General features: G+C 40.9%; 15 protein-coding genes. 11 read left to right on the top strand and 4 right to left on the bottom strand.

Translation table 11 applies throughout. From position 1 onward, the window contains the following. Window positions 1–48: 48 nt before the first annotated feature. The 4 genes from hslV to EL121_RS06570 all read left to right on the top strand — a co-directional run bounded on the left by hslV (window position 49) and on the right by EL121_RS06570 (window position 3,934). Complete coding sequence (gene hslV / locus EL121_RS06585) at window positions 49–570, top strand: ATP-dependent protease subunit HslV (RefSeq protein ID WP_005613306.1); 522 nt, start codon at window positions 49–51, stop codon at window positions 568–570. A 145-nt stretch (window positions 571–715) separates the two neighbouring features. Further along, window positions 716–2,038 (top strand): HslU--HslV peptidase ATPase subunit, encoded by a 1,323-nt coding sequence (gene hslU / locus EL121_RS06580; RefSeq protein WP_039198557.1) that lies wholly within the window; start codon window positions 716–718, stop codon window positions 2,036–2,038. Window positions 2,039–2,090: 52 nt separating this feature from the next. Further along, window positions 2,091–3,281, top strand: a complete 1,191-nt coding sequence (locus tag EL121_RS06575) for a pentapeptide repeat-containing protein (protein ID WP_005599245.1) — start codon at window positions 2,091–2,093, stop codon at window positions 3,279–3,281. A 236-nt stretch (window positions 3,282–3,517) separates the two neighbouring features. Continuing rightward, entirely contained in the window at window positions 3,518–3,934 is a 417-nt protein-coding gene (locus EL121_RS06570; protein WP_039198556.1) for a DUF417 family protein, read from the top strand. A gap of 83 nt (window positions 3,935–4,017) precedes the next feature. Here the strand turns inward: EL121_RS06570 and mscL are convergent, their stop codons facing one another. From mscL to EL121_RS06550, 4 genes are all read right to left on the bottom strand, one after another. Further along, a complete protein-coding gene (gene mscL, locus EL121_RS06565; protein WP_015674322.1) occupies window positions 4,018–4,407 on the bottom strand; it encodes a large-conductance mechanosensitive channel protein MscL in 390 nt (129 codons plus the stop codon). A 111-nt stretch (window positions 4,408–4,518) separates the two neighbouring features. Then, window positions 4,519–5,043, bottom strand: coding sequence for a menaquinone-dependent protoporphyrinogen IX dehydrogenase (hemG, locus tag EL121_RS06560; protein WP_039198553.1), 525 nt, complete (start codon window positions 5,041–5,043; stop codon window positions 4,519–4,521). A 21-nt stretch (window positions 5,044–5,064) separates the two neighbouring features. Next, window positions 5,065–6,543 carry a TrkH family potassium uptake protein gene (locus tag EL121_RS06555; RefSeq protein ID WP_039198551.1) on the bottom strand — a complete coding sequence of 493 codons (1,479 nt, stop codon included), beginning with the start codon at window positions 6,541–6,543 and terminating at the stop codon, window positions 5,065–5,067. A 71-nt stretch (window positions 6,544–6,614) separates the two neighbouring features. After that, complete coding sequence (locus EL121_RS06550) at window positions 6,615–7,223, bottom strand: YigZ family protein (protein ID WP_039198549.1); 609 nt, start codon at window positions 7,221–7,223, stop codon at window positions 6,615–6,617. A 161-nt stretch (window positions 7,224–7,384) separates the two neighbouring features. On the opposite strand from EL121_RS06550, the gene EL121_RS06545 reads away from it, so the two are divergent. The 7 genes from EL121_RS06545 to EL121_RS06515 all read left to right on the top strand — a co-directional run bounded on the left by EL121_RS06545 (window position 7,385) and on the right by EL121_RS06515 (window position 14,702). Then, window positions 7,385–8,335 (top strand): TAXI family TRAP transporter solute-binding subunit, encoded by a 951-nt coding sequence (locus EL121_RS06545; RefSeq protein ID WP_039198546.1) that lies wholly within the window; start codon window positions 7,385–7,387, stop codon window positions 8,333–8,335. Window positions 8,336–8,556: 221 nt separating this feature from the next. Continuing rightward, window positions 8,557–9,507, top strand: coding sequence for a methionyl-tRNA formyltransferase (gene fmt / locus EL121_RS06540; protein WP_039198543.1), 951 nt, complete (start codon window positions 8,557–8,559; stop codon window positions 9,505–9,507). A 95-nt stretch (window positions 9,508–9,602) separates the two neighbouring features. Further along, window positions 9,603–11,060: a molybdate ABC transporter ATP-binding protein ModF gene (modF, locus tag EL121_RS06535; protein WP_039198540.1), complete on the top strand. Its 1,458-nt coding sequence runs from the start codon at window positions 9,603–9,605 to the stop codon at window positions 11,058–11,060. A gap of 148 nt (window positions 11,061–11,208) precedes the next feature. Beyond that, window positions 11,209–12,318, top strand: coding sequence for an alanine dehydrogenase (gene ald, locus EL121_RS06530; RefSeq protein WP_039198538.1), 1,110 nt, complete (start codon window positions 11,209–11,211; stop codon window positions 12,316–12,318). A gap of 221 nt (window positions 12,319–12,539) precedes the next feature. Further along, window positions 12,540–12,653, top strand: a complete 114-nt coding sequence (lptM, locus tag EL121_RS06525) for an LPS translocon maturation chaperone LptM (RefSeq protein WP_039198536.1) — start codon at window positions 12,540–12,542, stop codon at window positions 12,651–12,653. Between the two features lie 126 nt (window positions 12,654–12,779). Continuing rightward, the gene (gene lysA / locus EL121_RS06520; RefSeq protein ID WP_039198535.1) at window positions 12,780–14,030 is read left to right on the top strand and encodes a diaminopimelate decarboxylase; all 1,251 of its coding nucleotides are present in this window, start codon (window positions 12,780–12,782) and stop codon (window positions 14,028–14,030) included. Between the two features lie 54 nt (window positions 14,031–14,084). Then, a complete protein-coding gene (locus EL121_RS06515; RefSeq protein ID WP_039198534.1) occupies window positions 14,085–14,702 on the top strand; it encodes a glutathione S-transferase family protein in 618 nt (205 codons plus the stop codon). Window positions 14,703–14,854 lie beyond the last annotated feature (152 nt).

The raw sequence follows: 14,854 nt of genomic DNA, 5'->3' as shown, positions 1-14,854 counted from the left end.
CCCATTTAACACCCCAGTTTTCCCTAAAATAAAGGACAAGGATTTAATATGACAACAATCGTATGTGTTCGTAAAGATGGCAAAGTCGCTATCGGTGGTGACGGACAAGCAACGCTAGGTAATTGTGTAGAAAAAGGTACGGTGCGCAAAGTGCGCCGTATGTATAAAGATAAAGTGGTAACCGGTTTTGCAGGTTCAACTGCCGATGCGTTTATCTTACGTGATTTATTCGAGAAAAAATTAGAATTACACCAAGGTCACTTAATCAAATCTGCGGTGGAACTGGCAAAAGAATGGCGTACCGAACGTTCACTACGCAAATTAGAAGCGATGATGATTGTGGCAAACGAAAGTGAATTTTTATTGGTGTCAGGCTCTGGTGATGTGATTGAGCCAGAACAAGACGTGTTAGCTATCGGCTCTGGCGGTAACTATGCCAAAGCAGCGGCACTTGCACTACTTCGCACGCAAAATAATTTATCTGCAAAAGAAATCGTGGCGGAAGCATTAAAAATCGCCGGTGATATTGATATTTACAGCAACCATAATCACGTAATCGAAGAAGTTTAAAAAAATGTCCCCCTCTTTAGAAAAGAGGGGTTAGGGGAGATTTGATGACAAGGTCAAATTTTCGTATGAGCGTAATGCTATTCTGCCAAATCTCCCCCTGCCCCTTCTTGCTAAGGAGGGGAGTTATTTAGAAGGAACAAAAAATATGTCAATGACCCCTCGTGAAATTGTGTCGGAATTAGACGCACATATTATCGGACAGAACGAAGCAAAACGTGCGGTGGCAATTGCCCTACGTAACCGTTGGAGAAGAATGCAATTACCGGAAGAACTTCGCCAAGAAGTTACTCCGAAAAACATTCTGATGATCGGCCCGACCGGTGTGGGTAAAACCGAAATCGCACGCCGTTTAGCAAAATTAGCCAATGCACCTTTTATTAAAGTGGAAGCGACTAAATTCACAGAAGTAGGTTATGTTGGTAAAGAAGTCGATTCGATTATCAAAGATCTAACCGATGTAGCTGTGAAATTAGTCAAATCACAAGCGGTTGAGAAAAACCGTATGCGTGCACAAGATGCAGCGGAAGATCGTATTTTAGATGTGTTATTACCACCGGCAAAAGATCAATGGGGTAACGTACAAGAAAACGATAACAGCTCAACCCGCCAAGTGTTCCGCAAAAAATTGCGTGAAGGTCAGCTTGATGACAAAGAAATCGAAATCGATGTAGCGGCACAAGTGAGCGTAGAAATTATGACGCCGCCGGGTATGGAAGAAATGACTTCGCAGCTTCAATCGTTATTTGAAGGTATGTCGCCGAACAAAACCAAAAAACGCAAAATGAAAATCAAAGATGCGTTAAAAGTAATGGTAGACGAAGAAGCGGCAAAACTGGTGAATCCGGAAGAGTTGAAACAACAAGCGATTGAAGCGGTTGAACAGCACGGTATCGTATTTATTGATGAGATCGACAAAATCTGTAAAAAAGGCGAACATTCAGGCGGCGACGTTTCTCGTGAAGGTGTACAACGTGATTTACTGCCGATTATCGAAGGTTCTACGGTCAATACCAAACACGGTATGGTAAAAACCGACCATATTTTATTTATCTGTTCAGGTGCATTCCAAGTGGCTCGTCCGTCAGATTTATTACCGGAATTACAAGGTCGTTTACCGATTCGTGTCGAATTAAAATCACTCACAAAAGAAGATTTCGAACGTATCCTCACCGAACCTAACGCTTCATTAACGCTACAATATCGTGAGTTAATGAAAACCGAAGGCGTGGAAATCGAGTTTACTAAAGGCGGTATCAGCAAAATCGCCGAATCGGCATTCCGTGTAAACGAAAAAACCGAAAACATCGGTGCTCGTCGCTTACACACCGTATTAGAACGCCTTATGGATGGCATCTCATTCGACGCAAGCGAACGCTCAGGCGAGAAAATCGTAATTGATGAGAAATACGTACAAGATGCGTTAAATGACGTAGTAGAGAATGAAGATTTAAGTCGTTTTATTCTTTAGTTTACATAAAGGCACAAATTTTGTGCCTTTATAAAATAAGGCATTTTATCATATGAGTACAATCAGGGCTTATAGTAACTCTAATATAGATATTGAATTAGCAGAACATGAATTATGGATTCTTAGTAATAAACAAAAGGGTAAACAAGCTAATTTTTCTGGTAGAAATTTATCTGGAATGACTATTGAAAAACGTAATCTTAGGGATGCTCAATTTATTAATAGTATTTTGATTGGATGTACCTTTAAAAATTCCGATCTAACTAATGCTAACTTCACAAATGCAAACCTTACAAATACCAACTTTGAAGAAATAAATATACTAAATACAAATTTCACAAATGCGAATCTTACTAAAACTTCCTTTCATAGGATAAATTTATCTGATGCTAACTTTGATAATGCAAAATTTGAATCAGCTAATATTAAAAATATTATTAAAACTAATTACTCACAAAATCATTTAAAAGAAGATATTTCTAAACTAAAAAAAGAAGTATCACAGAAAAATGTAGAACTAGCAAAATTAGATAGTCAATCACAAGAAAAATTCAAGTTAGAAAAAGAGGTCCAAAACCTTAAGATATCTATTCAAGAAAAAGAGGAACAACTAAATAGCAAACAGATAGAAATAGATAATCTAAAAACCTCACTATCTGAAAGAATTATAGATGCAAAAGACTCGTTGGAAACAGCTTTAAAAAATACAGATACACAGATTACAGAAAATACTAATGAGTCAAAATTACTACGGGAAACCGTAAAAAGATTATTTTATTTAGACATTATTCTTTTAATTCTTATTCCATTGTTAATTTGGAATCCTGCTAACTGGAGCTTATTAAGTACAGTACAATATAAATTTATTATATTAAGTGCTTACTTAGGGCATTGGGCAATTCTATTTTATACCTTACCTATCTTAGTTATCTTAATTATGGCAACAACATTACTTCGTCATGATCAAAAATTAATAAATGAGATACGGCATTTTTCTGCTATGAAACATGAAATTGAATTATTCAGTGGGCTACTTGAAGCCTCTCAGCATGCTGCAAACAGCTTTGGAGATCCTGAAAAAGCAGCTAAATATGTAGAAGATACATTTACATTAATTCGGAATAAATTGTTAAAAGTTGAAAAACAGATTATCCAAAATACTGATAATGATGAAATTGATAGCAATAGAACTATTGACTTATTAAATAAAGTTGCTGACTTACTAAATAAGTTATCTAAATAATACTTCAATGACACTTATCAGGATGATTAGCGCAATAGCTTTTACAAAATCTTTCGAGAATTCGACCGCTTGTTGTCCACGCACGGCAAGCTGTACGTGGTTACGATCAGCCTACGGCTGAGTGAGCCACGCTGTGGCTCCAAATCTGTCTATGATGAGGCTTGTAAATCTCCGTGTAAGAGTCTACCTATTTTTGCGTCCCTTATAAGTATCACAATTATTTATAGGGAGATATTATGCAAGGCTTACTTCGCCGTTTTCAAAAATCTGAGATTGATATTCTGATCTTACGTTTATCACTTTTTGTTGTATATGCAACTTTTGGGCTGTTTAAATGGTTTGATTTTGAGGTGGAAGCACTCAAGCCATTGATTTCGAATAGCTGGTTAAGTTTTTTATATGATTGGTTTGGTTTTTATGGCGCAAGCTATGTATTGGGTGTGATTGAAGGGATTACTTATATTAGCTTACTTATGGGAATTTTCTCACCGAGAGCGGGCATTATCGGTGCATTAGGTTTATTAGGTACCGGTGTCGTGACGCTCAGTCTGTTGTTCCAACTCGGCTTTAGTAGCTTTATTTTCAAAGACTTCTTGCTGATCGGTGGGGCAATTGTATTATTAAAACACGAGTTAAACCGTATCAATCCGTAAACATAAAAAAATAGCGAGTAATCTACTCGCTATTTTTTATTCCTTAGATAAGATGAGCTTACGCTCCCTCTTTTTTATCCGCATTATTTTTTCAATAAATCACGGATTTCTGTTAATAATTTTTCTTCTGCTGATGGTTCAGCCGGTGCAGCTTCTGCTGGTTTTTTAAGTTTGTTGATCACTTTAACCATACCGAATACTGCGATTGCAATAATTAAGAAATCAAATACGTTTTGGATGAATGCACCGTATTTTAACATTACCGCTTCAGCACCTTCTTTTGCCGGTGCGATTTCAACTGCAAGATCTTTAAAATCTACGCCGCCGATTAACCAGCCGATAGGTGGCATTACTACATCGCTTACTAATGAAGATACGATTTTACCGAATGCACCACCGATGATCACACCGACAGCCATATCAACTACGTTACCTTTAACGGCGAATTCACGAAACTCTTTTAAGATACTCATTTGCTTTTCCTTTGAAAAATAAAACACTCTATGCCCACTATTAGGCAGTGGCGGGCGATTATAAAGCAAACGTTAAAATCCGATTAACATATTTAACTAAATTTACACTCATCAGAATTTGTTTAACATTTGTCCAAATTGCGCAACCTGTTGCCAATTTGTATATTCATATTCTCGACTTGCATCCGTTTCGCCTTTGGTCAATTTCATAATTAATTGAATACAAAGGCGATCAAATAACGTATAGCGAGGATATAACAACGCACCGGCAATCACTTCCACTTTAGTCGGTTTCCACTTAATTCTAGCGAGAAACTTACGGGTATAAACGTTGGTTTCCGGCGTCTTTCGGTTCTCTTTACGCGCAGTCAAATTCACACTAAAAAATGCGGACGGTTTTTGATTCAGCACTTGATGATACTGCTCAATAAACTTATACACCGTTTGATCAAAATGCCCGTATCGAATCGAAGCACCCATTACAATTTGATCGGCACTTGCAAGTTTTTCGGCAAAATCGACCGCTTGTTGCTTAAGTGAAACTAATTCCACTTCATGTTCAATTTCAGCGGCAATCGCTTGTGCGATGCGCTGAGTTTGCCCGTCCGTCGTAAAATAGAGAATTAGGGTTTTCATTTATTCATTCCGTTTTTATGATTAATCTTTCCAAAATACCGGGCTTAGAATAACCAATAAGGTAAATACTTCTAAACGTCCGCACACCATCGCAATAGTCAGTACCCATTTAGCGCCGTCCGGTACTTGTGTGAAATTGCTACTTACGCTGCCTAGTGCCGGCCCCAGATTATTTAATGAGGCAATCACCGCATTAAACGCATCAAAAGTTTCCATACCAAAGGCGATACTGCCAAGCCAACACATAATAAACACAAACACATAAGCAGAGAAAAACGCCCAAATACCTTCTTCAATGCGCTCTGAAAAAATATGCGTACCTAGCTTAATCGGTTTAACCGAATTTGGGTGTACGAAACGGTGAATTTCTCGATTGGCTTGCAAATACAGTAACATCACACGAATCACTTTCAAGCCGCCACCGGTTGAGCCGGCACAACCGCCAATAAATGACGCCATTACCAATAAGATCGGTAAAAATGACGGCCATTGGCTAAAATCATTGGTGGTAAAACCGGCTGTGGTTGAAATCGAGACCGATTGGAACAACGCTTGCTGGAAAGTCATCTGCGAATCTTCAAAATAGTTATAACCGCTCAAAATTGCCAAACAAACTAGAAATAAGCCAAGCTGAATAAAGGTAAACGAACGGAACTCATAATCCTTCCAATATAAGCGCTTAAACATATTACCGGAACGTTTACTATTTTTATCTTTAAGGCGATCGATTAGGGCAAAATGTAACCCGAAGTTACAAGACGAAATCAATAAAAACACCACAGTGATCAGATTAATTGCACCACTATTAAAGTAGCCCATACTGGCATCATGCGTTGAAAAACCACCGATGGAAATCGTGGCAAAACTATGGCAAATCGCATCAAACCATGTCATCCCCGCCATTTTAAATGCAAGGGTACATAAGACGGTTAAAGTGAAATAAATCTGCCAAAGTAACTTGGAAATTTCCGCAATCCGAGGGCGCATTTTTTGGTCTTTTAGCGGCCCCGGCATTTCGGCTCGGTATAACTTACCCAAACCAATCAGCGGAATAATCGCAATCGCTAATACGATAATCCCCATACCGCCCAACCATTGCAGGAATTGGCGATAGAACAAAATCGCTTTCGGTAGGCTGTCCAAACCGGTAATTACCGTTGCACCGGTGGTGGTAAGCCCCGAAAACGATTCGAAAATCGATTCACTGATATTTAAATTCGGATGCTCTAAAATAATAAAAGGCACTGCCCCTAATGAGCCCAATACCACCCAGAACAAGACCACGATTAAAAAACCTTCTCGTGAACGGAGTTCTTCTTTTCGATCTCGGCAAAACCACCATAAAAGTGCGCCGACCGAAAATGTGAGTAGGAACGATTGTAAAAATTCTCGACCGCCACCATCACCATAAATCAGTGCGACAAACGCCGGTAAAAGCATCGTAACCGAAAAGCTCATTACCAAAATTCCGACAATGCGGATAATAGTTAAAAACTGCACAAAGTCCTCAAAGTGTTTCTATAAGCGGTTAAATAAGGCGGGATTTTAGCAAAAAAGCGCCCATACATAAATTAATCCGGTTTGTTAAGCTGCAACTTGCCAGAAAAACGCTGCGTCAATTGTTCACTTAGCGGCGCAATATCCGCCGGATTAATCGCTAAATTCAGCTCAATTACCTCGGTAAAATGCTGCTCAAGCAGCTCAATATCGTAGCTATTCAGCAAATGTTGCACGGTATTGAATTGATCGTATTCACATACCAAGCGGTAATTTTGGCGCAGCACTTTACGTTGCTTTTCCACCTGCAATAACGCCTGTTGCACACCGCCACCGTATGCTTTAACCAAACCGCCGGTACCTAATTGAATACCGCCGTAATAACGCACCACCACCGCAGTAATTTCACCCAGTCCCGAACCTAACAGATAATTGAGCATCGGCTTACCAGCGGTGCCGGAAGGTTCGCCGTCATCCGAAAAACCATATTGTTGCGAATCATTCGGCATTCCCGCCACTGTTGCCCAACACCAATGGCGAGCTTGAGGATGAAGCATTTTCATTTCCGCCCAAAACGCTTTCGCCTGTTCCATACCTTCCGTATGACGTAAGTATGTGATAAATCGGCTCTTTTTGATCTCTTCTTCAAAAATTACCGGCTGTTGAGGGATAAAGTATTCCATATGTCATCATGCTCAAATAAAAGATTAGATCATACCCTAATTGCAAGAAATTGGCGATTTTTGACCGCTTGCGGTTAAAAAATGGAGAAAAAAGTTGCATATATTGTACAAAAAAGGATATCTTCAACCGGCAAACACCATTCTATTTTGAGGAAATTTCCATGAAAATCCCACCAAAACTCTCATTCTTAGCCACCATGCTACTTGCAGGCTTCGCACAGGCGGAACAAACCCAAATTAAATTAGGCACAGGCAGTGACACCGGACTTTATTTCGTGGCCGGCAACGCGATTTGCCAATTTGTAAATCGCAGTGAAAATCACACCGCTTGTAAACCGCTTGCCAGCGATGCTTCGGTTGATAATTTGAATAAAATTGCGAACGGTCAGTTAGAAATGGGCATTGTGCAGTCGGACTGGCAATATCATGCTTATCACGGTACCAGTTCATTTGAAGGCAAACAGAACGACAAACTACGAGCGATTTTCTCAATTTATCCCGAGCCGTTTACCTTAGTAGTACGCAACGATTCCGCTATTCAATCGGTCGATGATTTACAAGGTAAAAATGTCAATGTCGGCGTGGACGGTTCCGGTACACAAGCAACGATGAATGTATTACTAAAAACCAAAGGCTGGACTGAAGCGAATTTCAAAGAAGCGTTAAAACTCACACCGGCTGAAATGGGCAAAGCGTTGTGCGAGAAAGATGTCGATGCGATTAGCTATAATGTCGGTCATCCGAATGCAGCGTTAAAAGAAACCGCGAATAGTTGCGATATTCGCTTGATTCCGGTTACCGATGAAGTGGTTAGTAAATTAGTCGCTGATCAAAGCTATTACGCTAAAGCAACCATTCCGGCTCACGTTTATAAAGGTGTTGAACAAGCGGTCGATTCTTTCGGGGTTTATGCAACTTTAGTCACGTCAAGCGATGTAAGTGAGCAACAAGTTTACCGAGTAGTGAAAGCGGTATTTGAAAACTTTGATCGCTTCAAAAAATCACATCCGGCATTTGCTCATTTATCCGAAACGGAAATGGTCAAAAATGCGCTATCCGCTCCGCTCCATTCCGGTGCTGTGAAATATTATAAAGAACGCGGTTGGTTGTAATTGCCCACTCTGCGACTTTTCAAATATCTTCCTGATGGCGCTCATCTCTGACGAGTGCCTGTATTTTTCATATATCAATAATTATCAGCACCCGTCGGGAGACGGGCGCTATCTTCCGTGCAATCTGCGCATTCCGTGGTTAAAAATGTTGAGCATGAAACACAGTTGCTGCATTTCTTCTGTTACAATTCCGTTATCCATTCACTTATCAACGAAAAATTATGTCAAAACTTAATATTATTTTTGCCGGCACACCTGATTTTGCCGCACAACACTTACAAGCGTTATTAGATTCAGAACATAATGTGATTGCGGTTTATACCCAACCGGACAAACCTGCCGGCAGAGGTAAAAAACTGCAAGCCAGCCCGGTAAAACAATTAGCCGAACAACATAACATTCCGGTATATCAACCAAAATCATTACGTAAAGAAGAAGCACAAGCGGAATTAAAAGCACTGAATGCCGATGTGATGGTAGTGGTAGCCTACGGTTTAATCTTACCGGAAGCAGTACTGAATGCGCCGAAATACGGTTGTTTAAATGTGCATGGTTCGCTGTTACCACGCTGGCGTGGAGCGGCTCCGATTCAACGCTCGATTTGGGCGGGCGATCAGGAAACCGGCGTGACCATTATGCAAATGGATATCGGCTTAGATACCGGCGATATGTTACACAAAGTTACCACACCGATTGCCGCAGACGAAACCTCCGCTTCGTTATATGCCAAATTAGCCGAACTTGCACCGCCGGCATTATTAGAGGTGTTAAACGGTTTAGAAAGCCAAACATTTAAAGCGGAAAAACAAGATGAAGCGCTTTCCAACTATGCGGAAAAGCTCTCAAAAGAAGAAGCAAAATTAGACTGGAATTTGACCGCTTGTCAGCTGGAACGCAATATTCGAGCGTTTAACCCATGGCCGATTAGTTTCCTCACGTTAGAGGTGGACGGCGTAGAACAAAGCGTGAAAGTGTATCAAGCGAATGTGTTACCACATCAAGCTAAGGTTGCCGGTACAGTATTACAAGCGGATAAAAATGGTATTCAAATTGCAACGCAAGACGGTGTGTTAAATATCACTCAATTACAACCTTCCGGTAAAAAACCAATGTCCGTGCAAGACTTCCTTAACGGACGTGCCGATTGGTTTGCGGTGGGTAAACAACTCTAAAAATCAACGCATTTCTTAATAGAAAACCTCGCATACACTTACCTATCATAATTATTCCGTGTATGCGTTGTTTTCTGCCATCTCAGGAACACAATATGCCAAACATCAACATCCATAACGCCTTATTTTCCCTTGCTCAACACAATAAACTGTCGATTGAATCACTGGAAATCAATACTCACGATTTTTGGGTAATTGTCGGCGGTAACGGCTCGGGCAAAACTGCCTTCGCCCAAGCGCTACATAATTCACTTTCACTATATTCGGGCGAATATCAAAACAGCTTCCACCATATCGCTTTACTTTCCTTCGAGCAGCAACAAAAAATCATCGAGCAAATCTTTAAACACCGTAACAACGATATGGTTTCACCGGATGATTTCGGATTGACTGCCCGTCAAATTATCTTAAACGGTAGCGAAAAAACGCAATTATGCGAGGAATATGCGGCTAAATTACGTATTCAGCTGTTATTAGATCGCCCGTTTATTCAGCTCTCCACCGGCGAAAGCCGCAAAGTGTTATTTTGCCAAATGTTGGTTAGTGAACCGGATTTATTGATTCTAGATGAGCCTTTCGAAGGGTTAGACCAAGCCTCGGTCGCTTATTGGCAAGACGTTATGGCGCAACTCGGCAAGCAAATGGCGGTGGTTCTGATTTCTAACCGCTTTAACGATATTCCCGACTGTGCTACGCATATCGCTTTATTGGATAATCTACAATTAATTTTGCAAGGCGAACGCCAAGAGATTGAACAACAAGCGGTCTATTCTCAGCTAAAATTTGCAGAACAGAATGTGAATGCACCGTTGCCGAACAGTGCTGCACCGCTGATTCAACTCCCACCGAATACTAATCCGTTCGAATTGAAAAACGTAATGATTCGTTACGGCGAAAAAACCATTATTGATGATCTAACTTGGACGGTTGCCCCAAAACAACATTGGTGGATTAAAGGTCCGAACGGAGCAGGGAAATCGACCTTGCTTTCGATTATTACCGGCGATCACCCGCAAGCCTATGCCAATTACGTACATTTATTCGGACGTCAGCGTGGTTCGGGCGAAACGATTTGGGATATTAAGAAAAATATCGGCTATGTGAGCAGCCAATTACATATGGATTATCGGGTGAATTGTTCAGCGCTAGACGTGATTTTATCCGGTTTTTTCGATTCAATTGGCGTTTACCAACAAGTGTCGAGTGCTTTACAGCTCAAAGCAATGGAATGGCTGGAACGCTTGCATTTAGCCAATCTGGCTAAAAAACCGTTCCGTTCACTTTCGTGGGGACAACAACGGTTATTATTGATTACTCGTGCTATGGTAAAACACCCGCCGATTCTAATTTTAGACGAACCGCTGCAAGGCCTAGACGGCGTAAACCGCAAATTGGTTAAACAGTTTATCGAACAGCTTGTGACTAATAGTCAAACCCAGTTGCTATTTGTTTCGCACCAAGATGCGGACGCCCCAAATTGCATCACGCATTTATTTGAATTTGTCCCGCAAGATAACGGCGGTTACCGCTATATGCAAACGGCGTTAAGTTAAAAAATATATTCACTCATTTTGTAAAACTGTGAGCAGCTTCACATCAATTTCCGGTAAGAGATTGCATAATGTTTCGTAAAGTTACAACTTTGTTAAAAGTAGTAATGGGATGTTGTCAGCAGAAGAATTGCCTTTTAAGGAGAACATTATGATTATTGGTTGCCCGAAAGAAGTGAAAATCCAAGAATATCGCGTTGGTTTAACACCTGCGAATGTTCAATCCTATGTAGAAGCCGGTCATACCGTTTATATTGAATATGGTGCCGGTGCTGAAATTGGTTTTAGCGATGAAGCCTATCAAGCTGCAGGTGCTACGCTCACAGACAAAGCGACACTCTTCGCAAACAGTGAGATGATTATCAAGGTAAAAGAACCGATTGAAAGTGAATATCACTATTTCCGTGAAAATCAGATTCTCTATACTTATTTGCATTTGGCTGCGGATAAACCTTTAACGGAAATGTTATTAGCGAAAAAAATTCAGTCCATTGCCTATGAAACAATTAAAACGCCGACAGGCTTACCCTGTTTAGCACCAATGAGTGCGATTGCAGGACGTTTATCCGTGTTAGAAGCGGCTAAATTTAGCCAAAAAACCTTTGGCGGAACCGGTACGTTATTAAGTGGTACTGCCGGTACACCAAAAGCGAAAGTAGTAATTTTAGGTGCCGGTGTAGTCGGGTTAAATGCGGCACAAATTGCGATGGGAATTGGAGCGGATGTCACAATCTTAGATATTAATGCTACTCGTCTGGCTTATATTGATCAGATATTTGGTATGCGCATTACTACGCTTACTAGTTCTAGAGGCAATATTTTAAGTCTTTTGCCTCAAGCGGATGTGATCATCGGAGCGGTATTAATTCCTGGCGCCAAAGCTCCGCATTTATTACGCCGAGAAGATCTAAAACTCATGAAAAAAGGTGCGGTATTGGTGGATGTTGCAATCGATCAAGGCGGTTGTTTTGAAACCTCAAAACCCACTACACACAATGATCCGATTTATGAGGTTGAGGGAATTATCCATTACTGTGTAGCCAATATGCCCGGTTGTGTTGCTCGCACTTCTACTCTTGGGCTAACGGATGCAACTCTTGAATACGGATTAGCCATTGCTCAATATGGTGTACGAGAAGCCTGTTTACATAATGCAGCGCTCTTACAAGGTTTAAATACCTATAATGGTCATTGTACGTTTAAAGGAGTAAGTGACGCTTTTGCTCTGCCGTATGTCGAACCTAAAATTGCACTAGTTTGATAAATGATAGCGCCCAACGCAGTCGGGTGCTGGATCTTGATGAGAATGTAGGTAAAAAGTCACTCAGCAGAGACGAGCGCCAGCGGAGGCTATAAGCGGTCAAATTCTCGAAAAATTTTGCAAAAGCCATTTCTTTAAAAACGGGAGAAACGGCTTTTTTACTTTTTCATTACTGCAATTTGTTTTAGAATCAGCAAACAATTCACTCTCAAGGATTTATGATGAAAAAATTACTTTTAGTGGCTTTGGTTGCCTCATTCGGGTTGGCTGCCTGCGGTGTAAAAGGCCCGCTTTATTTTCCTGAGCAACAACCTGCTCACCAACAAACAAAATAATTTCTAACCACGGCAATTCAAAAACATGCGTATAACAAGCGGTCAAATTTACCCGATTTTTTGCAAATACGAGTGTGGCTACTTTGCCGTGGTTTTATTTTTCAAACACAACGGACAAGTAAATAAATGAATCATTTCAACTATAAAAACCAACAGCTTTTTGCGGAAGACGTTTCCGTCTCAGGCATCATTAATCAATACGGCACACCGGCTTATATCTATTCTCGTGCAACACTTGAGCGCCACTGGCACGCTTTTGATAAAGCGTTTGGCTCACACCCGCACTTAATTTGTTTTGCGGTGAAATCCAATTCAAATATCGCTTTATTAAATGTGATGGCACGCCTTGGTTCGGGCTTTGATATTGTATCGCAAGGCGAGCTTGAACGTGTACTTGCCGCAGGTGGCGAGCCGAGTAAAGTGGTATTTTCCGGTGTGGCAAAATCACACAGCGAAATTCAGCGTGCGTTAGAAGTCGGCATTCGTTGCTTTAATATCGAATCCATCGCCGAGCTACACCGCATTAATGAAGTTGCCGGTCAATTAGGTAAAATCGCACCGATTTCATTGCGTGTAAATCCGGATGTTGATGCACATACTCACCCTTATATTTCCACCGGTTTAAAAGAAAATAAATTTGGGGTAAGCGTGACGCAAGCACGTGAGGTGTATCGTTTAGCGAAAAGCTTACCAAACGTGAAAATTACCGGTATGGATTGCCATATCGGTTCGCAATTAACCGAATTACAACCGTTTTTAGATGCGACTGATCGCCTGATTGTGTTAATGGAACAATTAAAAGAAGACGGTATTGAGTTACATCACTTAGATTTAGGCGGTGGCTTGGGCGTGCCGTATAACGGTGAAGAGCCGCCGCACCCAACCGAATATGCCAAAGCATTACTCGAAAAATTAAAAGGTTATGCAGATCTTGAGATCATTTTAGAGCCGGGGCGTGCGATCACGGCAAATGCAGGGATCTTAGTCACTAAAGTGGAATACCTTAAAGCGAATGAAGATCGTAATTTCGCGATTGTTGATACCGGTATGAACGATATGATCCGCCCGGCGCTTTATGAAGCTTATATGCAGATTACCGAGGTAGATCAATCACTTGTGCGTGAAAAAGCGGTGTATGACGTAGTTGGCCCGATTTGTGAAACCTCAGACTTTTTAGGTAAAAGCAGAGAACTGGCGATTGAACAAGGCGATCTGATTGCAATGCGTTCGGCAGGTGCTTACGGAGCGGCGATGTCTTCAACCTACAATTCACGTCCGCAAGCGGTCGAAATTATGGTTGACGGCGACCAAGCACACCTAATTAAAGCACGTGCAAATTTTGCGGACTTATGGCGTTTAGAGAAATTATTGCCATAAAATGGCTACTTCCTTGGCTAGAAATGGTCGAGGATACTTGATTTGGAGAAAGATATGAAACTTTATTGTTTAAAAGGTGCTTGCTCATTTGTTCCCCACGTTGCGTTAGAATGGACGGGTGCGGAATATCAAGCGGAGCTAGTGAGCCGTGATTTTATTAAATCAGCGGAATTTTTAGCGTTGAATCCACGTGGCGCTGTGCCGTTATTAGTGGACGGCGATTTAGCGCTTTCGCAAAACCAAGCGATTTTGCACTATTTAGATGAGAAATATCCGGAAGCAAAATTATTCGGTAGCAAAACCTTACGTGATAAAGCGAAAGCGGCACGTTGGTTAGCCTTTTTTAATAGTGATGTACATAAATCATTTGTACCGTTATTCCGTTTACCGAGCTATGCGGAGGGTAATGAAGAGTTAACTCGTATTATTCGTCAGCAAGCGGCAGAACAGATTTTAAATCAGCTAGCGACCGCCAATGAGCATTTAGAAAGCCATATTTTCTTCGGTGAAAATATTTCGGTCGCAGATGTGTATCTTTATATCATGTTAAATTGGTGTCGCCTGTTAGGCTTGGATTTCTCACACCTTGAGCAACTCTCGCCGTTTATGCAACGTGTAGAAGCAAATGCCGACGTAGATGCAGTACGTATTGCCGAAGGTTTAAAAGGTTAACCGTTTATCAGTAAGCGAAAAAGCAGAGCAAAATGCTCTGCTTTTTTTATGCGAATAATTCCTGTTAACTTGACAAAAGTTGATAAAAATCAATATCATTTACAACTATATTCGGTATAACTCTTTCCTTATTCTGTTACAGATCGAGAGAG

Origin of the sequence: Actinobacillus equuli, assembly GCF_900636745.1 — a bacterium.
Taxonomy (GTDB): Bacteria; Pseudomonadota; Gammaproteobacteria; order Enterobacterales; family Pasteurellaceae; genus Actinobacillus; species Actinobacillus equuli.
This window is presented reverse-complemented; position numbering and strand designations above follow the sequence as displayed.